General features: G+C 66.9%; 14 protein-coding genes and 1 pseudogene. 7 read left to right on the top strand and 8 right to left on the bottom strand.

The genetic code is table 11. The annotated features are described in order from the left end of the window. Nucleotides 1–2 precede the first annotated feature (2 nt). From J7J50_RS22170 to J7J50_RS22160, 3 genes are all read left to right on the top strand, one after another. Nucleotides 3–1,229 (top strand): polysaccharide deacetylase family protein, encoded by a 1,227-nt coding sequence (locus J7J50_RS22170; RefSeq protein ID WP_215059216.1) that lies wholly within the window; start codon nt 3–5, stop codon nt 1,227–1,229. 121 nt (nt 1,230–1,350) lie between these two features. Next, nucleotides 1,351–1,998 (top strand): hypothetical protein, encoded by a 648-nt coding sequence (locus tag J7J50_RS22165; RefSeq protein ID WP_215059214.1) that lies wholly within the window; start codon nt 1,351–1,353, stop codon nt 1,996–1,998. Between the two features lie 241 nt (nt 1,999–2,239). Further along, nucleotides 2,240–2,716 carry a hypothetical protein gene (locus J7J50_RS22160; protein WP_215059212.1) on the top strand — a complete coding sequence of 159 codons (477 nt, stop codon included), beginning with the start codon at nt 2,240–2,242 and terminating at the stop codon, nt 2,714–2,716. Between the two features lie 81 nt (nt 2,717–2,797). Here J7J50_RS22160 and asnB read toward each other — a convergent pair whose 3' ends face one another. Next, the gene (gene asnB, locus J7J50_RS22155; RefSeq protein ID WP_215059210.1) at nt 2,798–4,483 is read right to left on the bottom strand and encodes an asparagine synthase B; all 1,686 of its coding nucleotides are present in this window, start codon (nt 4,481–4,483) and stop codon (nt 2,798–2,800) included. Nucleotides 4,484–4,605: 122 nt separating this feature from the next. Beyond that, a complete protein-coding gene (locus J7J50_RS25195) occupies nt 4,606–4,737 on the bottom strand; it encodes a hypothetical protein (RefSeq protein ID WP_285222319.1) in 132 nt (43 codons plus the stop codon). A 270-nt stretch (nt 4,738–5,007) separates the two neighbouring features. Here J7J50_RS25195 and J7J50_RS22150 point away from each other — a divergent pair, with 270 nt between their 5' ends. Then, nucleotides 5,008–7,410, top strand: a complete 2,403-nt coding sequence (locus tag J7J50_RS22150; protein WP_215059208.1) for a penicillin acylase family protein — start codon at nt 5,008–5,010, stop codon at nt 7,408–7,410. 58 nt (nt 7,411–7,468) lie between these two features. On the opposite strand, the gene dapE is transcribed toward J7J50_RS22150, so the two are convergent. The 5 genes and pseudogenes from dapE to map all read right to left on the bottom strand — a co-directional run bounded on the left by dapE (nt 7,469) and on the right by map (nt 13,490). Then, nucleotides 7,469–8,623 carry a succinyl-diaminopimelate desuccinylase gene (gene dapE / locus J7J50_RS22145; protein WP_343222558.1) on the bottom strand — a complete coding sequence of 385 codons (1,155 nt, stop codon included), beginning with the start codon at nt 8,621–8,623 and terminating at the stop codon, nt 7,469–7,471. Beyond that, on the bottom strand, nt 8,620–8,979 hold the full coding sequence (locus tag J7J50_RS22140; RefSeq protein ID WP_215059206.1) for a Spx/MgsR family RNA polymerase-binding regulatory protein: 360 nt from the start codon (nt 8,977–8,979) through the stop codon (nt 8,620–8,622). The genes dapE and J7J50_RS22140 overlap by 4 nt, the downstream gene beginning before the upstream one ends. Before the next feature lie 139 nt (nt 8,980–9,118). Beyond that, nucleotides 9,119–9,952: pseudogene (gene dapD, locus J7J50_RS22135) on the bottom strand (2,3,4,5-tetrahydropyridine-2,6-dicarboxylate N-succinyltransferase); the annotation flags it as partial. Nucleotides 9,953–10,008: 56 nt separating this feature from the next. Then, nucleotides 10,009–12,660, bottom strand: a complete 2,652-nt coding sequence (glnD, locus tag J7J50_RS22130; RefSeq protein WP_215059230.1) for a [protein-PII] uridylyltransferase — start codon at nt 12,658–12,660, stop codon at nt 10,009–10,011. Between the two features lie 53 nt (nt 12,661–12,713). Continuing rightward, the gene (map, locus tag J7J50_RS22125) at nt 12,714–13,490 is read right to left on the bottom strand and encodes a type I methionyl aminopeptidase (protein WP_057943544.1); all 777 of its coding nucleotides are present in this window, start codon (nt 13,488–13,490) and stop codon (nt 12,714–12,716) included. A 635-nt stretch (nt 13,491–14,125) separates the two neighbouring features. Between map and rpsB the strand changes: the two genes are divergently transcribed. Together rpsB and tsf are read left to right on the top strand one after the other, a co-directional pair. Beyond that, entirely contained in the window at nt 14,126–14,980 is an 855-nt protein-coding gene (rpsB, locus tag J7J50_RS22120) for a 30S ribosomal protein S2 (protein ID WP_215059202.1), read from the top strand. A 264-nt stretch (nt 14,981–15,244) separates the two neighbouring features. Further along, the gene (gene tsf / locus J7J50_RS22115) at nt 15,245–16,126 is read left to right on the top strand and encodes a translation elongation factor Ts (protein ID WP_215059199.1); all 882 of its coding nucleotides are present in this window, start codon (nt 15,245–15,247) and stop codon (nt 16,124–16,126) included. Between the two features lie 690 nt (nt 16,127–16,816). Here tsf and J7J50_RS22110 read toward each other — a convergent pair. Further along, on the bottom strand, nt 16,817–17,509 hold the full coding sequence (locus tag J7J50_RS22110; protein WP_215059197.1) for an AIM24 family protein: 693 nt from the start codon (nt 17,507–17,509) through the stop codon (nt 16,817–16,819). Nucleotides 17,510–17,867: 358 nt separating this feature from the next. Between J7J50_RS22110 and pyrH the strand changes: the two genes are divergently transcribed. Next, nucleotides 17,868–18,590 (top strand): UMP kinase, encoded by a 723-nt coding sequence (gene pyrH, locus J7J50_RS22105; protein ID WP_215059194.1) that lies wholly within the window; start codon nt 17,868–17,870, stop codon nt 18,588–18,590. The last annotated feature ends 416 nt before the right edge of the window (nt 18,591–19,006 follow it).

Here is a 19,006-nt window from a genome sequence, read left to right as displayed (position 1 = left end):
CCATGCAGGGCAGCAGCGATCGCGGTGGCAGGTATTCGACCCAGGTGCGCACCCCCGCGGGCCGCGCATGGCGCGAACTACGCGCTGCGTCGTCGGTCGCGAGTTGGTCTGGGCTGATCGCCGCTGCTGTGCTGCTGTTTGCCGATGTCGCCAATGCCGCCGGCCCCGCCGTCGTCGCCACCGCCGATCGCGCGACCTGGCCGCAGCCGCTGAACACGCCGGCCGGATTCGATCGCGCCTCGCGCGCGGAAATCCTCGCCTTCGCGCACGAACTGGCGCTCAGCGAATCGCTGGACGATGCCGCGCTGGCGCAGCGTTTGAATCTCAAACAGATCGATCGCGCCGGGGTCGATCGTATCCGCGCGCGTTACTGGCAGCGACTGAGCGGCAATTATCGCCTCGCCTCGCGCGGCTGCGGCGCGCGCGAAGCCTTCTGCGCGCCCGCCGCCGACGCCGCCGCCTTGCGCCGGCTCGCGCTGGCCTTCGACGCCGCGCCGGAACCGGCCTACGCTGCCTGGTACGCCGACGCCGCGCGCTTTCATCGCATCTATCTCGACGAACAGCTGCGTCTGGCCGCGTTGTTCGCCCGCGTCAGCAGCGAGATCGACACCTACGGCAGCGACGAACTCGACGGCAGCGAACTGCCCGACCGGCGCTTCCTGCTGACCTTCGACGACGGCCCCAGCGCGGCCGGCGGCAACACGGACAAATTGCTGAAGACGCTGCGCGAGCATAAGCTGGATGCGACCTTCTTCGTGCTCGGCCAGTCGCTGCAGCAGCGCATGAAAGCCGCCTTGCCCGCGCAGACCTACGCCGGCATGTGCGTGGCCTCGCACGGCTGGGAACATCAGTCGCATGCGCGCTGGCCGCAGTGGCAGGATTCGGTGATTCGCAGCAGCGCGCTGATCAAGGCGCAGACCGGCGCCGCCTATGTCCCGCTGTTCCGGCCGCCGTACGGCCAACGCCGCGCCGACAGCGGCGAATTTTTCCGCCAGCAGGGTGTGCGCGTGGTGCTGTGGAGCATCGACTCGCAGGACTGGAACGCCAAGATGTCTCCGGCCGATGTCCAGGGGCGCCTGCTCAGCCTGATGCTGCTGTGGCGGCACGGGACGATTCTGTTTCACGACGTGCATGACAAGGCGCGCATCGCCCTGCCCTGGGTGCTGCGGCAAACTCGCGGCGCGGGCGCGCAATGGATGGACTGCAAGCGCTATCCGCTTCAGGACTGATCGCAACAGGCGCATTGGGTACCTCAATACCTGCGACGCGCCCGACATTTCCGCATCCGGCCGAACAAAACCGACAGGTGGCGCTTGTCGGGCGTGCAGCCGCTCGCCAGCATGAGCCGGATTGCTCGCATTTCGCGAGCAAGGAAGGGCACGCCGCGCGGGCGCCACGCATCCCAAGCCAAGGAAGCTCTCTCATGCCAGTTCTGTCGCGTTCTCCGCGTCTGCCGTCCATCGTCGGCGCACTGTGCCTGTCCTGCCCCTCGTCGCCGGCGCCACGCCGCCGCCGGACGTACAGACGCGCAAGGCGATTTGCAGCGGCGCCTACGCCATCGATCTCAAGTTCGACTTCGGCGATGCCGGCATCAACTCCAATGTCCGCGCCACCGCCGACCTCGAACCCTCGGCGTTCAGCCCGCCGCCGCCGGGCTATGCGCTGTACGTCGATGTCGCCTACAAGGCCAGCACCAACGCGCCCTGGCAGGAAAACTGGGCGCAGATCACCGATGTCACCGAAAACGGTTATCCCGCACAGCCGGTGAGCAAGTTCATCGGCGGTTGGAAGGGCCCGACCTGCGAGCTGCGTGGCGTGGTCGTCGCCAGCGTCGGTTGCCCCGACGGCACCTGGCTTACGAAACCTTGCAGCAGTCCTGGCCGGGCTGCAGCGTCTAAGCCGCACGGCGCGGCGCGGGCATCGAAGCCCGCGACGCGTCGTATTCGCGCGATCCAACGCGCCGCGCAAATCTCGCTGTCCGTGCTGAGACATGACTAGCAAACGCCACACGCGACGACGTGGCGTGGCGTCGCTGTACAACGAATTCGTATTCGGCCAACACCAAAGAGCAGCATCCGCACACAAGCGAACACAGATTGTGCGTCTGCAGAATTCGACCCGACGAGAGGTCGTTGCACGATGCCGATATAACCGTATCTTCCACCCTCGGCGACCGGGGATTTGTCGTCGTCAACGATCGAACAATCGTTCGATCGACCCTACTTACATGGAGCGTTTCATGCGCAAGAATTCTCTACTCGGTCTGTGCGGCACCTTGGCCCTGTGCCTGCTCGCCTCGCTGCCCGCCAGCGCCACGCCGCCACCGGATGTCGACGCGTCGGTGCCGTTATGCAACGGCGCCTACACCGGCCGCTTCGTCTTCGATTTCGGCTACACCACCTCCACCGCCACCGTCGTGGTCAACACCACCATCGTTCCGGCCAACGGCTTCAGCCCGCCGCCTCCGCCGGTGCCGTACTACACCTTGTTTTCGCAGGCCGGACACCGCAACAGCCCGAACGATCCGCGCACTTTCGAGACGGTGCAACGCCGAGGCGAAAACCAGTACCCGTCGGTACCGGCCGAGGTGGTCAAGTTCGTCGGCCGCAGTCCGACTTGCGAACTGAGCGCCCGCGCCGTCATCGACGTGGTCTGTCCGAACGGCACGATCGATAATCGCCATAAGGAGCAGACCTGGATCGGCTGCGGTCTTTGACCGCTAGGTAACCGCTCGACCGCGGCCCGGACGCCGCAATCGCGGCGTCCGGGCTGAGGCGTGGCAACAAGCAAGACAGAATCAAACCAACGCCGCCTGATGCACCCCCGCCACCGCGCGCCCCGACGGATCGGCCGCATTCGCGAACGCCGCATCCCAGGCGATCGCCGCCGGCGAAGAACAGGCGATCGACTTGCCGCCCGGCACCGTCTCGGCGCAGGCCGTGCCCGGGAAATAGCGCTCGAAGATGCTGCGGTAGTAATACGCTTCCTTCGTCTGCGGCGTGTTGATCGGGAAACGGACCGCCGCGGCGGCGAGTTCGCGATCGTTGACGTGAGTTTCCGCGTGCAGTTTCAAACCATCGATCCAGCCATAGCCCACGCCATCGCTGAACTGCTCTTTCTGCCGCCACAGGATCGAATCGGGCAGATAGCCTTCGAAGGCTTCGCGCAGGATCGACTTCTCGATCTTGCCGGCGGCCTTGTCCACCATCTTGGCCTGCGCGTCCATGCGCATGGCCACGTCCAGGAATTCCACGTCCAGGAACGGCACCCGCGGCTCCACGCCCCAGGCCATCATCGACTTGTTCGCGCGCAGGCAGTCGAAGCTGTGCAGCGCGTCGAGCTTGCGCACCAGTTCCTCATGGAATTCGCGCGCGTTCGGCGCTTTGTGGAAATACAGATAGCCGCCGAAGATTTCGTCCGAGCCCTCGCCCGACAGCACCATCTTCACGCCCATCGCCTTGATCCGCCGCGCCAGCAGGAACATCGGCGTGGACGCGCGGATGGTGGTGACGTCGTAGGTCTCGATGTGCTGGATCACATCCGGCAGCACGTCCAGGCCTTCTTCGAAGGTGTAGGTGAAGCCGTGATGGACCGTGCCCAGCGCTTGCGCGGCGATTTCGGCCGCGGCCAGATCCGGCGAGCCCTGCAGGCCGATGGCGAAGGAATGCAGGCGCGGCCACCAGGCCTCGGCCTGATCGTCTTCTTCCACCCGGCGACGGGCGAAGCGCGCGGCGCAGGCGGCGACCAGGGACGAATCCAATCCGCCCGACAGCAGCACGCCGTAGGGGACGTCGCTCATCATCTGCCGGTGCACCGCGCGCTCGAAGGCTTCGCGCAATTCCTGCTTCGACACTTCCACGCCCTGGGTGGCGTCGTAATCGCGCCAGGACTTTTGGTAGTACTTCACCGGCGCACCGACTTCGCTGTCGTAGTAGTGACCGGCCGGGAACGGGGCGACGTCGTCGCACAGCCGCGCCAGCGCTTTCATTTCCGAAGCCACCCACAAGCGGCCGTCGGCATCGTGGCCCCAGTACAGCGGGCACACGCCGATGGGATCGCGCGCGATCACGTAGCGGCCGCGCGCGGCGTCCCACAGGGCGAAGGCGAAGATGCCGTTGAGGCGGTTCAGCAGCTCGCCCAGGTCGCCGCCTTCGCGGTACAGCGCGTTGATGACTTCGCAGTCGGATTTGGTCTGGAACTCGTACGGCGCGCCGAGCTGTTGTTCGAGCTCGCGGTGGTTGTAGATCTCGCCGTTGACCGCCAGCGCCAGCTCGCCGTCGGCCGAGCGCAGCGGCTGCGAGCCGCCGGTGGGATCGACGATCGCCAGGCGCTCATGCACCAGGATCGCGCGCGGCTCGACGCTGACGCCGGACCAGTCGGGACCGCGATGGCGCTGTTTCGCCGACAAGGACAGGGCCAGCGGCCTGAGCGGGCGCAGATCGGCGCCGGGGCGCAGGTCGAACAAGCCTAGGATCGAACACATCGGACAATCTCCTGGAGGTATGCAGCGCTGGGGACGGGGTGAGGGGTTTTTGCCGGAGCCAGAAACGAAAAAGCCCGCACTTCGCAGTGCGGGCTTGTGATCGATTGAGCGTTCGTTGCGCGCTAATCGTCGGCCCGCGGGAGGCTGGCGTTATTGCGATTATTGTTGTTGACGCGCACGTCGTTCACGGCCGAACGCGAGCGGCCGGCGATGGCGACGCTGCGGATCGAGGCGGTGGCGGAGACGAAACTCATGGGACGATCCTGCGTGAGGACGGCGCCGGATGCAAGCGCCCGATGACCGGGTCGACGCGACCGCCGTCGCGGTCCGGCCATCGGGGGTGGAAATCGGGGGTGGCTGGGGTGGGGGTGGGTCATGCCTGTGCGGAACGAAGAGCGTCGGGCCTGAAGGGCCCTCCCACGAAGCAAAGGCGCTCCCACGAAGCAAGGGCCTTCCCACGAACCATCGGCGCTTCGCCGGGCCATCGCTGACTTCGGCTAAGCTCGCGCTCACGGAGGATTCCCATGGCCAAATGGATCAAGCGCGGCCTGCTCGCGCTGCTTTGCCTGTTCGCGATCGGCGGCCTGACCGCCTGGTGGCTGCTTCGCGGCAGCCTGCCCCGCCTGGAAGGCGAACTCGCCCTGCCCGGGCTGTCGGCGCCGGCGACGATCCAGCGCGACGCGCTGGGCGTGATCACCGTCGATGCCGCCAACGAAGCCGACGCCATGCGCGCGCTGGGCTACGTGCACGGCCAGGAACGCTATTTCGAAATGGACCTGCTGCGGCGCACCGCCGCCGGCGAGTTGTCGGCGCTGTTCGGCGAACGCGCGCTCGACTACGACCGCCAGCATCGCGTGCATCGCTTGCGCAGCCGGGTGCAGGCGCAACTGACGTCCTTCGCCCAGGACAAGACCGCCCTGATGCAGGCCTATGCCGACGGCGTCAACGCCGGCTTGAACGGTCTGTCGCGCAAACCCTGGCCGTATCTGCTGTTGCGCAGCGAGCCCGAGCCGTGGACCGTGCCGGATTCGGCCCTGGTCGGCTACGCGATGTATTTCGATCTGCAGGACGGCAGCAACGCGCGCGAGTACGCGCAGTGGCGGCTCAGCTCGCAGTTGCCGGCGCCGCTGTACCGGTTGCTGGCGCATCCGGGCAGCAGTTGGGACGCGCCGCTGTTCGGCGCCGCGGCCGGCGACGCCGTGTTGCCCAGCGCGGAGGAAGTCGATCTGCGCAAACTGCCCTCGCCGCCGCCGGGACCGCTGACGCCGCTGCCGTTCCTGGACGAAATCGGCAGCAACAATTTCGCCGTCGCCGGCAGCCTCACCGCCGACCGCCGCGCGATCGTCGCCGACGACATGCACCTGGGTCTGCGCGCGCCCAACATCTGGTTCCGCGCGCGATTGCGCTACGCCGACGCGCGCGCGGCCGGCGGCCGCATCGACGCCAACGGCTTCACCCTGCCCGGCCTGCCGGCGATCGTGGTCGGCAGCAATACCCACATCGCCTGGGCCTTCACCAACAGCTACGGCGACTGGGCCGATTGGTCGCTGCAACCCGGTTGCGCGGGCGAGGCGACGCCGCAGACCTGCGCCGGCCTGACCGTGCACAAGGAAAGCATCGCGGTCAAAGACGGCGCGGCGCAAACCCTGGTGGTGCGCGAAACCGCGTGGGGACCGCTGTTGCACGACAACGCCGACGGCAGCGCGCTGGCTTTGCGCTGGAGCGCGCACCTACCCGGCTCGCTCAACATGGGCTTGTCCGACCTGTTGCATGCGCGGTCGGTGGACGATGCGATGGTGATCGCGCGCAAGGTCGCCATGCCGGTGCAGAACCTGGTGGTCGGCGACAGCCAGGGCAAGATCGCCTGGCGCCTGCTCGGCCCGTTGCCCGAGCGCGAAGGCGATTGCTCCAGCGCGGCCCTGGTCGAGAATCAGAACATCGCCCAGCCGCCGGCCTGCCCGCCGTGGACGATCCAGACCGCCGACGCGCCGAGCCTGATCGCGCCGCCCTCGGGGCGGTTGTGGACGGCCAACGCGCGCACGCTCGACGGCCTGGACCTGGAACGCATCGGCGACGGCGACTACGTCCTGGGCGCGCGCGCCGGCCAGATTCGCGACGGCCTGTTCGCCAAGCAGGGTTTCACCGAACGCGATCTGCTGGCGATCCAGCTCGACGATCGCGCGCTGTTCCTGCAACGCTGGTGGAAGCTGCTGCAGGACGAAGCCGCGCGCGTCAGCAAGAGCGGGCAAAGCCCGGCGCTGAGCGCATTGGCCGAAGCCTCCAAACGCTGGGAAGGCCGCGCCGAACCGGGCTCGGTGAGCTATCGCATGGTGCGCAACTGGCGCCGCGCGGTGTTCACCCGCGTCGCCAACGGCCTGACCGCGCCGGCACAGGTCGCGATGGGCCCGCAGTTCGAGATGCCCGACTTCAAGCAACTCGAAGGCGTGGTGTGGCCGCTGCTGACCCAGCGCCCCGCGCACCTGCTGCCGCGCAACGAGCCGACCTGGGACAGCCTGCTCGAACATGCCGCGCTCGATGTGCTCACCGATCTCAACATCGCGCCCGGCCCTGACGCGGTAGCGAAGTTGTCCAGGCACCGCTGGGGCGAACACAACACCGCCGCGATCTGCCATCCGCTGGCCTCCGCCCTGCCCGGTTTCGCCAAGGGCGCGCTGTGCATGCCGCCGGACGAGTTGTCCGGCGACGCGGCGATGCCGCGGGTGCAGCGCCCCGGCTTCGGCGCATCCGAACGCATGGTGGTGTCGCCGGGCCACGAAGCCGACGGCATCATCCACATGCCCGGCGGCCAGAGCGGCAATCCGCTGTCGCCGTTCTGGGGCGCGGGCCACGAGGACTGGGTGCAAGGGCGTCCGACGCCGTTCCTGCCGGGAACGACGCGCTACACCTTGAAGTTGACGCCGCAGTAAAACGTCCGGATCGCGGCGGCAAGCTTCGTGCTTGCCGCCGTGTCGCAACCGGCGCCGATCAAACGATCAACAAACGCTCGATCAAGGCCAGGTACAAGCCCGGCAGCGCTTCCAGATCAGCCACGGCGACGTTCTCGTCGACCTTGTGGATGCTCGCGTTGACCGGCCCGATCTCGATGCATTGCGCGCCCAGCGGCGCGATGAAGCGCGCGTCCGAAGTGCCGCCGCCGGTGCTCTCCAGCGGCGCGGCGCCGGCGAACTGGCTCAACACCGCGCGCGCGGCCGCGCGCAGCGGCCCTTCCGGCGTGTAGAACGGTTCGCCGCCGCGGAACCAGCGCAGCTCGTATTCCAAGCCGTGCGCCTGCAGCACCGCCTCGCATTCGCGCTCCAGGCGCTCGGCGTTCCAGCTCGGATTGAAGCGCAGGTTGAACAACACCTGCAACTCGCCGGGAATCACGTTGTTGGCGCCGGTGCCGGCGTGGATATTGCTGATCTGCAGCGAGGTCGGCGGAAAGGTTTCGTAACCCTCGTCCCAACGCTTCGCCGCAAGCTCGGACAAGGCCGGCATCGCCTGGTGAATCGGATTGCGCGCCTTCTCCGGATAAGCGACGTGGCCTTGCACGCCGATCACCTTCAAGGTCGCCGACAAGGTGCCGCGGCGCCCGACCCGCAGCAGATCGCCCAACGTCGCGGTCGAAGACGGCTCGCCGGTGATGCACCAGTCGATGCGTTCGCCGCGCGCGCGGAAACTGTCCGCGACCCGGCGCACGCCGTCGATCGCATCGCCTTCCTCGTCGGAGGTCAGCAACAGCGCGACGCGGCCGCGATGATGCGGATGCCGCGCCGCGAACTGCTCCAGCGCGATCACGAACGCCGCCACGCTGCCCTTCATGTCGGCCGCGCCGCGCCCGTACAGCACGCCGTCGCGGATTTCCGGCAGGAACGGATCGCTGCTCCAACTGTCCACCGGACCCGACGGCACCACATCGGTGTGACCGAGCAGCACCAGGGTCGGGCCGTCGCCGTCGCCATGCACCGCCCACAGGTTATCGACTTCTCCGAAGCGCAGATACTCGCAGGCGAAACCCGCGCGGGCCAGGCGCTCGGCGATCAACGCCTGGCAGCCCAAGTCGTTCGGCGTCACCGACGGCCGCGCGATCAGATCGCAGGTCAATTCCAGCACCGCGCTGCGACCGGCGCCGGCCGCGCTCACGAACCGATCCCGAAACGCTGCTTGAAACCGTTGTCGCTGAAACCCTGCGAGACCTTGCCGTCGTCGGTGACCACGACCGGCCGCCGGATCAACTGCGGATACTCCTTGAGCAACAGCTTCCACTCCGCATCCGAGGCCGGCTCCTTGCGATTGGGCGGCAAGGTGCGCCAGGTGGTCGAAGACTTGTTGATCAGCGACTCCCAGCCGCCGAGCTGAGTCTTCCACTCGATCAGCGTCTCCGGCGACTGCCGGTTATCGCGGTAATCGACGAAGCTGTGCGTGACGCCGAAGCGGTCGAGCCACTTGCGGGCTTTCTTGCAGGTGTCGCAGTTGTTCAAGCCGTAGAGCGTAGTCATGACTTAGCCACCTATCACTGAATCTTTTCGTCGGCCCGGCGCGCGGCCGACGATGGTTGCGAAAAACGATCGCGTAGTGAAACCCTGGCGCTCCGGCATCACCGCGACCCGGAACTCCGCTTCATTTATTGCCCCTTCCTCAGTCCGCCAACCCGCGCAACAACTCATTGATGCTGGTCTTGGACCGAGTCTTCGCATCCACCTGCTTGACGATCACCGCGCAATACAGCGAGTGCGATCCGTCCTTCGCCGGCAGCTGGCCGGACACGACCACGCTGTACGGCGGCACCGAGCCGTAGCTGATCTCGCCGGTGGCGCGGTTGTAGACGCGGGTGCTCTGGCCCAGGAACACGCCCATGCCGATCACGCTGTGGTGGCCGACGACGAAGCCTTCCACGACTTCCGAGCGCGCACCGATGAAGCAATGGTCTTCGATGATGGTCGGCGAGGCCTGCAGCGGTTCGAGCACGCCGCCGATGCCGGCGCCGCCGGACAGGTGGCAGTGCTTGCCGATCTGCGCGCAGGAACCGACCGTGGCCCAGGTGTCGACCATCGTGCTTTCGCCGACGTGCGCGCCGATGTTGACGAAGCTCGGCATCAGCACCACGTCCTTGCCGATGTAGGCGCCGCGACGGGCGATCGCGCCGGGCACGACTCGCGCGCCGAGCTTGCGGAAATCGGCTTCGCCGTAGCCCTCGAAACGCGCCGGCACCTTGTCCCAGAACGGCGCCGGGTCGGCCTCGACCACCTGCATGTCGTTGACCCGGAAGTACAGCAGCACCGCTTTCTTCAGCCATTCGTTGACGGTCCAGCCGCCCTTGCCGTCGGGCTCGGCGACGCGGAACTCGCCCTGCTCCAGGCCGTCGATCACGCGCTCCACCGTCGGCCGGGTCGAGCCTTCGATCTCGTCCGGCGTCAGCATGCCGCGGCGCTCGAACGCGCTGTCGATCATGAATTTCAGTTCGTCCGCGCCCGGCGACTCGACACTCTTCTTCTTCACGGCCTTCTTGGTGGTCTTCTTCGCGGGGCTCATCGACTATCTCCTTCGAGGCAGGCCAGCAACGCGTCGCGCAGGGCCTGCTGTTGCGTTTGATCGAGCGCGTTGTCGCGCCCGTCGGCATTCACACTGGTGATCTGGAACACGTCTTCGGCGCGCTCGCCGAAGGTGGCGATGCGCGCGTCGTACACGCGCAGCCCTTGTTTTCGCAAGGTTTGCGCAACGTCGGCGAGCAGGCCGGGGCGGTCGGTGCAGACCAGGCTGAGGGTGGTGCGCGGGCTCGCGCTTTCGCCCTTGCGGTAATCGGAGAATTCGATCTGCGGCGCGATGCGGAAATGGCGCAGATGGCGCGGCTGGGCGCGGCGCGCCGGCTTGATCCGCTCCAGCGGGCCGGCCAGCGTGGATTCCAGGCGGCGTTCGACATCTTCCGCGCTGGGCGACTGGCGCGGATCGGTCGGCACCACTTCGAAGGTATCGAAGATCGCCCCGAACGGGCCGTCGAGCACGCGCGCCTGCTGGATCGCCAGGCCCAGGCGATCGAGCGTGGCGACGATCGCGGCGAACAGGCCGTCGCGATCGGGCGAATGCACGAACACTTCCAGCGCGCCGGCATGCGCGCCGCCGTGGGCGCTGACCGGACGCGCACGCACGCGCGTGTCGCCGATCGCCACGCCGCGCAGCGTCGAGGCCTGCCAGGCGATCTGATCGGGACGTCCGCGCTGGAACGCGATCTGCGGCATGCGCGCGAACAACGCGGCGATCTCTTCGTCGCGCACGCCGAACGCGGCCAGCATGGCCTGCGCGGCTTCGCGGGTTTCCGCCGCGCGCTCGGCGCCGGCGACCGGATGCTCCAGGCCGCGGCGCAACGCCAGGCGCGTGGCCGTGTACAGATCGGCCAGCAGCCGGTCCTTCCATGCGTTCCAAAGCTTCGGCGAGGTGCCGGCGATATCGGCGCAGGTCAGCAGGTACAGGTGATCCAGATGCTCGCGATCGGCGACCTTGGCCGAGAAACGATGGATCACTTCCGGATCGGCGATGTCCTGCTTCTGCGCGGTCACCGACATCAGCAGATGCTGGCGCACCAGCCATTCGACCAGGGCGGTATCGGATTCGCTCAGGCCCATGGTCGTGCCGAACACGCGCGCGTCGTCGCCGCCGAGTTCGGAATGATCGCCGCCGCGGCCTTTGGCGATGTCGTGGAACAGGCCGGCGAGCAGCAGCAGTTCGGGCTTGCGCAGGCGCGGCCAGACTTCGTGCGCGATGCTGAAACGCTCGTCGGCCACGCCGGAAGCGAAGCGCGCCAGATTGCGCAGCACCGCCAGGGTGTGCTGATCGACCGTGTAGACGTGGAACAGGTCGAACTGCATGCGCCCGGAGACTTTCGAGAACGCCGGAATCCAGCGTCCCAGCACGCCCAGGCGCGCCATGCGTTCCAGCGCGTGCACCGGATGCGGGCCGCGCAGGATCTTGAGGAATCGCTCGCGCAGCGCCGGTTCGGCGCGATCGAAGCTGGGCACCTTCGACAGCGCTTCGGCCAGCGCGCGCGCGGTCTGCGAGTGCAGGCCGCGGATTTCGTCGTGCGCGGCCCAGGCGCCGAACAGCGCGAACACTTCGAACGCGTCGCGCGGCCATTCGGGATCGCGCGCGGCGATGTAGTCGCGGCGCAATTCGAAGGCTTCGTACAGGCCGCTCAGCGGCACCGGCACGGCTTCGCCTTCGATCTGTTCCTCGAACCGCTGCAGCAGGCGCTCGCCGATCCGCAGCACCAGCGCGGCGCTGCGGTAGAAGCCCTGCATCATCTGTTCGACCGCCAGATTGTCGGCGTTATCGACGTGTCCCAGGCGCTCGGCCAGCAGTTTCTGGTAGTCGAAGCGCAGGCGCTCTTCGCGTTTGCGCGCGACCAAGTGCAGCCCGAATCGCAGACGCGACAGCGTGCGGCGTTCGCGTTCCAGCGTGGTCAGTTCGTCCGGGCCCAACTGGCCGATCGACACCAGCGATTCCAGGTCCGAGGTGCCGATGATGCGCAGCGCCATCCAGTGCAGCGTCTGCACGTCGCGCATGCCGCCCGGGCCTTCCTTGAGATTGGGCTCGAGGTTGTCCGCGGTGTCGCCGTAACGCGCGTGGCGCTGGCGCAGTTCGTCGCGCTTGGCGATGAAGAATTCGCGCGCCGGCCACACCTGCGAGGGCGACACCGCTACCTGCAGCGCCATCTGCGCGACCGCACCGGCGACGATCGGCCGCGCTTCCAGCATCGCGGTCAGCACGGTCAGGTCGGCGGCCGCTTCGGTGCATTGCGCGGCCGAACGCACCGCGTGCCCGACCGGCAGGCCGGCGTCCCACAGCGAGGCGAAAAAACAGCCCAGTTGCTCGGCCTGCGCGGTCTGGGCCTCGGATTCGGCCAGCACCAGCAGGTCGATGTCGGATTGCGGAAACAGTTCGCCGCGACCGTAGCCGCCGACCGCGAACAGGGCCAGCGGCGCGTCGGTGTCGATGCAGATCTGCCAGGCCGCGCGGACCTGGGCATCGACCGCGTCGGCGCGGGCGCGCAGCAGGCGGTCGATGTCGGCGTCGGCGTCCTGGTCGAAGCGCTGCGCGAGCGCGGCATCGACCGCGCTCAGCGCGGCGCGGATCGCCGCGGGGGTGCCGGGAAGCGGCGCTTCATCGGCCGCCGGGGCGGCGGACACCGACGCAGCGGCGGCCGATCGATCGACCGGCCGTTCGCCGGCACCGGTAGCGGTCATAGATCGTTGTCGTCGCCCGGCACGCGGGTCAGGATTTCCACGCCGTCTTCGGTGACCGCGATGGTGTGCTCCCACTGCGCGGACAACTTGCGGTCCTTGGTCACCACGGTCCAGCCGTCGGGCAGAGTCTTATGGCGATAGGTGCCTTCGTTGATCATCGGCTCGATGGTGAAGGTCATGCCCGGAACCAGCTTGACGCCCTCGCCCGGACGGCCGACGTGCAGCACCTGCGGCTCTTCGTGATAGATGCGGCCGATGCCGTGGCCGCAGTAATCGCGCACCACGCTGAAGCGCTCGGCTTCGGCGTAGGTCTGGATGGCGTGGCCGATGTCGCCGAGCGTCGCGCCGGGCTTGACCAGGCGGATCGCGCGGAACATGGCTTCGCGGGTGACCTCGACCAGGCGCTTGGCCATGACCGACGGCGTGCCGGCGTAATACATGCGGCTGGTGTCGCCGTGCCAGCCGTCCTTGATGACGGTGACGTCGATATTGACGATGTCGCCTTCCTTGAGGATTTTGCTGTCGCTGGGGATGCCGTGGCAGATCACGTTGTTGACCGAGGTGCACACGGTCTTGGGAAAGCCTTTGTAGCCGACGTTGGCGGGAATCGCCTTTTGCACGTTGACGATGTGCTCGTTGCAGATGCGGTCCAGCTCGCCGGTGCTGACGCCCGGCTTCACGTAAGGAGCGACGACCTGCAGCACCTCGGCGGCCAGACGGCCGGCGACGCGCATCTTTTCGATGTCTTCGGGGGTTTTGATGGAGATGGCCATGCCCGCATTATCGCTCATTCACGTTCGCCTATCATCGCGCCGCGCGGTCCGCTGCGTGCCGATGGCGGCCTCTTGTGGACGCGGTGCGTGAACTTGCGTTCATTCCTGGTCGGGGACTGGGGGGTTTATCGGTGGCAGGGCCAGTCTCAAGAATTCGGGCGACGCGCTTGCCGGGGGCGCGCGGCCCCGAGGTCTCTTGTGGGAGGGCCTTCAGGCCCGATGCCTTTCGGTCAGACCTGAGGATTCTCGCAGCGGAAAGGAAAGCATCGGGCCTGAAGGCCCTCCCACAAGAGACCTCGCACCGCCCGGGCCCTCGCCCTCCCGGGAAGGCCCCGACCCATCCAGTTGCCCCAAACCCCGGTCCCGGCTACACTTTCGCGGCTTTGCGGCCGGTACGTCCGTCTTTTGGACCCCAGTCGCAGCCGCCCACGCCGGGCGTCACCGGCGAATTCACACCTGTCGCCACAGCCCGTGCCGGGGTGCCTGAGTCCTCGATCGCAAGATCGTCGATGCAGGTTCGGACACGGAAGCGACAGGGAGGCCCAACCCCGGAACCACTTGCCCGAAGCTGATTCGCTTCGGACAAAACGCCCTCACTCATTCGGCGTCGGTTCCTTTGCCTTCGGAGTTTCGCAATGCCTCAGATCACCATGCGTCAGATGCTGGAAGCCGGCGTCCATTTCGGCCACCAGACGCGCTACTGGAATCCCAAGATGGGCCCGTACATCTTCGGCGCCCGCGGCAAGATCCACATCATCAACCTCGAGAAGACCGTTCCGCTGTTCAACGACGCGATGAACTTCATCTCGGGCATCGCGCAGAAGCGCGGCACCATCCTGTTCATCGGCACCAAGCGCTCGGCGCGCGAGTCGATCAAGGAAGAGGCCGAGCGTTGCAACATGCCGTACATGACCCAGCGCTGGCTGGGCGGCACGCTGACCAACTTCCGCACCGTCAAGCAGTCGGTCTCGCGCTTGAAGGAACTGGAAGCCGGCGAAACCGACGGCACCTTCCAGAAGATGGTCAAGCACGAAGTGCTGGGCCTGCGCCGCGAGCGCGACAAGCTGGAAGCCTCGCTGGGCGGCATCAAGGACATGAACCGTCTGCCCGACGCGCTGTTCGTGATCGATATCGGCCATGAAGACATCGCGATCAAGGAAGCCAAGAAGCTCGGCATCCCGGTCATCGCCGTGGTCGATACCAACTACGATCCGGCCCTGGTCGATTACGCCATCCCGGGCAACGACGACGCCATCCGCGCCGTGCAGCTGTACGCCCGCGCCGCGGCCGACGCCGTGCTGGAAGGCAAGGCAGCGGCTCCGCAGGTCGGCGGCGTGCGCGAAGAAGACTTCGCCGCCGAAGCCGAAGGCGAAGGCAAGGAAGACCGCAAGTCCGCTCCGCGCGGTCGCGCGCCGGCCAAGAAGGGCCCGGCTCCGGCTGCCGCCCCGGCCGCCAAGAAGGCCGACGGCGAAGCTCCGGCTGCCGAGTAATCGCGCGGCCGTCAGCGCCCCGTAACGCAGCCGCGCCATAGTGCGCGGCTGCGACACGCACCATCCGACCCTGCAGGAGCGGCGCAAGCCGCGATTAACGCAAGCGACGTCCGCAAGCGCCGCAATCCGAAGCCAAAACCGCCCGGACCGCAAGCGCAAGCCAGCGGATCAAACGGTCAGGCCGATTCCGCCGCCACCCCGCCCGCGCCCCGTCGCGGCTTGCGCCGCTCCTGCACGGCAACACGTATACCTGAGGTAATTCCAATGGCTGATATCACCGCTTCCCTGGTCAAGGAACTCCGCGAGCGCACCGGCGCCGGCATGATGGAGTGCAAGAAGGCCCTGACCGAAAACAACGGCGACCTCGACGCCGCGGCCGAGTGGCTGCGCAAGGCCGGCATCATCAAGGTCGGCAAGAAGGCCGACCGCGTCACCGCCGAAGGCCGCATCGCGGTCGCCCAGAACGGCGGCAAGGCCGTGCTGGTCGAGATCAACTCCGAGACCGACTTCGTCGCCAAGGACGCCAACTTCGTCGGCTTCACCGAAACCGTCGCGCAGACCGCGCTGGCGTCGGGCGCCGCCGACGTGGAAGCGCTCAAGGCCACCAAGCTGGCTTCGGGCGAGACCCTCGAGGAAACCCGCGCCGCGGTCATTTCCAAGATCGGCGAGAACATCCAGATCCGCCGCATGGTCAGCATCGACAGCGCCAACAACGTCGCGGCCTACGTCCACGGCGGCCGCATCGGCGTGCTGATCGAGCTCAAGGGCGGCGATGCCGACCTGGCGCGCGGCCTGGCCATGCACGTGGCGGCGATGAACCCGCCGCACATCAAGGCCAGCGACGTTCCGGCCGAATTCGTGGCGAAGGAAAAGGAAATCGAACTGGCGAAGATGTCCGACAAGGACAAGTCCAAGCCGGCCGACATCCTGGAGAAGATCATCGGCGGCAAGATCGCCAAGATCGTCAACGAAGTCACCCTGTACGGCCAGCCCTACGTGCTCAACGGCGACCAGACCGTCGAGCAGGTGGTCAAGGCCGCCGGCGCCGACGTGGTGACCATGCGTCGCCTGGCCGTCGGCGAAGGCATCGAGAAGCAGGTGGACGATTTCGCCGCCGAAGTCATGAAGCAGGCGGGTCTGGCGTAAGCCTTCCGCGCTTCAGCAGCGATATGAGAAAGGCCGCGGATTCCGCGGCCTTTTTCTTTGGGCGGGAATCGGGAATCGGGAGTCGGGAATCGGGAATTGGGAATTGGGAATTGGGAATCGGGAATCGGGAATCGGGAATCGGGAATCGGGAATCGGGAGTCGGGAGTCGGGAGTCGGGAGTCGGGAATTGGGAATTGGGAATTGGGAATTGGGAGTCGGGAATTGGGAATTGGGAATCGAAACTGTTATTCAAGACCGAGAACCCGGAAACCGCGCACCCACCTACCGTCATTCCCGCGAACGCGGGAATCCAGGGCCTTTCGTGCGAGAACGCCTGAAGTCACTGGATTCCCGCGTTCGCGGGAATGACGACCTGGAGGATGGCGCTGAAGTCTCTGGATTCCCGCATTCGCGTGAATGACGACCTGGAAGGATGGCGCTGAAGCCTCTGGATTCCCGCGTTCGCGGGAATGACGGTCTGGAAGGACGACGCTGAAGTCTCTGGATTCCCGCTTCCGCGAGAATGACGGCATTGAAAGATGGCGCTGAAGCCGTTGGATTCCCGCCTTCGCGGGAATGACGACCGGTGGCAACGCCTGCCGATGAAAAAAACAAAGGCCGGGAATCACCCGGCCTTTGCACCGCGATAACCGCCCCGCCCCGGCGCGACCGCGCCGGAACAAGCAGCGATCAGCTCGTCTGCTGGAAATACACCTCTTCATACGGCTGCACCACCACCCAGCCGGTGCCGGCGAACTTGAGCTGGATGCTCTCGCCCGAGCCGCGGCCGAACAGCGTGCCCAGCGAGATGTCGGTGACGATGTCCGGGCTCAGGCCGCCCGACCAGGCCACGGTCGCGTTCGGGTCGGTGAATACCGGCTGGTCCGGGGTCACCGCCAGGGTCAGCGGCTCGTAGTGCGAGGTGATCGCGACCACGCCGCTGCCGCTGAGTTTGATGTTGAACAGGCCGCCGGACATCATCCCGGAGACCTTGCGCATCATCTTGATGTCCGACTGCACGCCGTCTTCATAGGCCAGCACGTCGTTGCCGTTGACGAAGATCGATTCGCCGTTGAGGCGCAGCAGGGTGATCTTCTTGCCCGCGTCGGCGATGTAGACGCGGCCCTGGCCTTCCATCTTCATCAGTTGGGTGCCTTCGCCGCTGATGGCCTTCTTGAGCAGATTGCCCAGGCCCTGCTCCATCAGCCCCTGGCGCACGAACTTGACGCCGCCGCGGTAGGCGACCATCGAGCCGGACTTGGCCCAGACCCGGCCGTTGAGTTTGACTTCGAGCAGATGCGAGCTTTCCAGCTCGAACGCGTCCTGGCTCAGATCCTTCTGCTTGGACGCTTCGACGAATTCGTTGAGGTTCTTGATCGACACTTTCCATCTCCTTGGGTGGTGCGCGGCGGCGCCGTCAGGACGGCGCGGGCGCGACGGCGGTTCCAGTGCTTGGACCGGCGGCCGGATCATACCTGCTTGGATCGCGTCTGCTTGCGGCGTCACGGTTTCAGATCGATGCGGCGGCGCCCCGACCCGCCGCCGGTCGGGCGACGGCAAGCGGGCCCTGGGCGCGCGAACGCGCCGGCCCCCGCGCGGCGCGGCCGATACGCGGCGCGCGGCGGCCTGGACAGGTGCGCCCGCGCCACCACCGATGCGCTCCCGGCCCGTTCGCGCACGCCTAAGCACAGTGCGCTTGAGCTACAATTCGCCCCGTTTTCCGCCTCCCCCGAGATCCTCCATGTCCCAGCTCGCCTATCGCCGTGTCCTGTTGAAACTCTCCGGCGAGGCATTGATGGGCGATGAGGACTACGGCATCGACCCCAAGGTCATCGGCCGGCTGGCGCGCGAAGTCATCGAGGTCCAGCAGGCCGGCGCCGAAATCGCGCTGGTGATCGGCGGCGGCAACATCTTCCGCGGCGCGGGCCTGGCGGCCGGCGGCATGGACCGGGTCACCGGCGACCAGATGGGCATGCTGGCCACGGTGATCAACGCCCTGGCGATGCAGGATTCGCTCGAAAAGCTCGGCGCCAAGGTGCGGGTGATGAGCGCGATCAAGATCAACGACGTGTGCGAGGACTACATCCGCCGCCGCGCCATCCGCCATCTGGAAAAAGGCCGCCTGGCGATCTTCGCCGCCGGCGTGGGCAGCCCGTTCTTCACCACCGACTCGGGCGCGGCGCTGCGCGCGATCGAGATCGGCGCCGACCTGTTGCTCAAGGCGACCAAGGTCGATGGCGTGTACGACAAGGACCCGAAGAAGCACAGCGACGCGGTGCGCTTCGACAAGCTGACCTACGACGACGTCATCAGCCGCGATCTGCAGGTGATGGACACCGCCGCCTTCGCCCTGTGCCGCGACAGCGAACTGCCGCTGCGCATCTTCGACATGGGCCAGCCGGGCGTGCTGCTGAAGATCCTGCGCGGCGAGAACATCGGCACCCTGGTGCAGGGTCGCGGCTGAGTCCTGGCCTGTACGTCGGCCGGCGGCTTGCGTCGCGCCGGCAGTTTCGCTGCCAACGATATTGACGATTCTTGAAGGCTCGCGGCTCGGCGAGTCTGAGTTGCGGTGCGCGTGATATGCGGCGAGCGGGTCCGATTGCCGTTCGCCCTGCCCGGCCTTAGAAGCCGCTCAGGCCTTTGCTTCGGGTTTTGCTTCGGGTTTCGAGTCTCTGCGTTTTTGCTCGTCATTCCCGCGAACGCGGGAATCCAGGGCCTTTCGTGCGAGAACGCTTGAAGTCACTGGATTCCCGCGTTCGCGGGAATGACGAAACCTACTGTCGAACCGGCCTCACAACGACGCGTTCGCATCGCTCAGATCGCGCTGCGACTGTTCCACCGCTTCGCGCGCGGCGCGTATCGCATCGCGACGGATCTTTT

Origin of the sequence: Lysobacter sp. ISL-50 (assembly GCF_018612875.1) — a bacterium.
In the GTDB taxonomy this organism is placed as follows: domain Bacteria; phylum Pseudomonadota; class Gammaproteobacteria; order Xanthomonadales; family Xanthomonadaceae; genus Lysobacter.
Note: the sequence above shows the minus strand (reverse complement) of the source record. Positions and strands in the feature narration are given on the sequence as shown.

Excerpts from the sequence above, each read along its gene's own strand:
- J7J50_RS22170 (WP_215059216.1), top strand. The coding sequence starts at position 3 with ATGCAGGGCAGCAGCGATCGCGGTGGCAGGTATTCGACCCAGGTGCGC.
- J7J50_RS22160 (WP_215059212.1), top strand. The coding sequence starts at position 2,240 with ATGCGCAAGAATTCTCTACTCGGTCTGTGCGGCACCTTGGCCCTGTGC.
- asnB (WP_215059210.1), bottom strand. The coding sequence starts at position 4,483 with ATGTGTTCGATCCTAGGCTTGTTCGACCTGCGCCCCGGCGCCGATCTG.
- J7J50_RS25195 (WP_285222319.1), bottom strand. The coding sequence starts at position 4,737 with ATGAGTTTCGTCTCCGCCACCGCCTCGATCCGCAGCGTCGCCATCGCC.
- J7J50_RS22150 (WP_215059208.1), top strand. The coding sequence starts at position 5,008 with ATGGCCAAATGGATCAAGCGCGGCCTGCTCGCGCTGCTTTGCCTGTTC.
- J7J50_RS22140 (WP_215059206.1), bottom strand. The coding sequence starts at position 8,979 with ATGACTACGCTCTACGGCTTGAACAACTGCGACACCTGCAAGAAAGCC.
- map (WP_057943544.1), bottom strand. The coding sequence starts at position 13,490 with ATGGCCATCTCCATCAAAACCCCCGAAGACATCGAAAAGATGCGCGTC.
- rpsB (WP_215059202.1), top strand. The coding sequence starts at position 14,126 with ATGCCTCAGATCACCATGCGTCAGATGCTGGAAGCCGGCGTCCATTTC.
- tsf (WP_215059199.1), top strand. The coding sequence starts at position 15,245 with ATGGCTGATATCACCGCTTCCCTGGTCAAGGAACTCCGCGAGCGCACC.
- pyrH (WP_215059194.1), top strand. The coding sequence starts at position 17,868 with ATGTCCCAGCTCGCCTATCGCCGTGTCCTGTTGAAACTCTCCGGCGAG.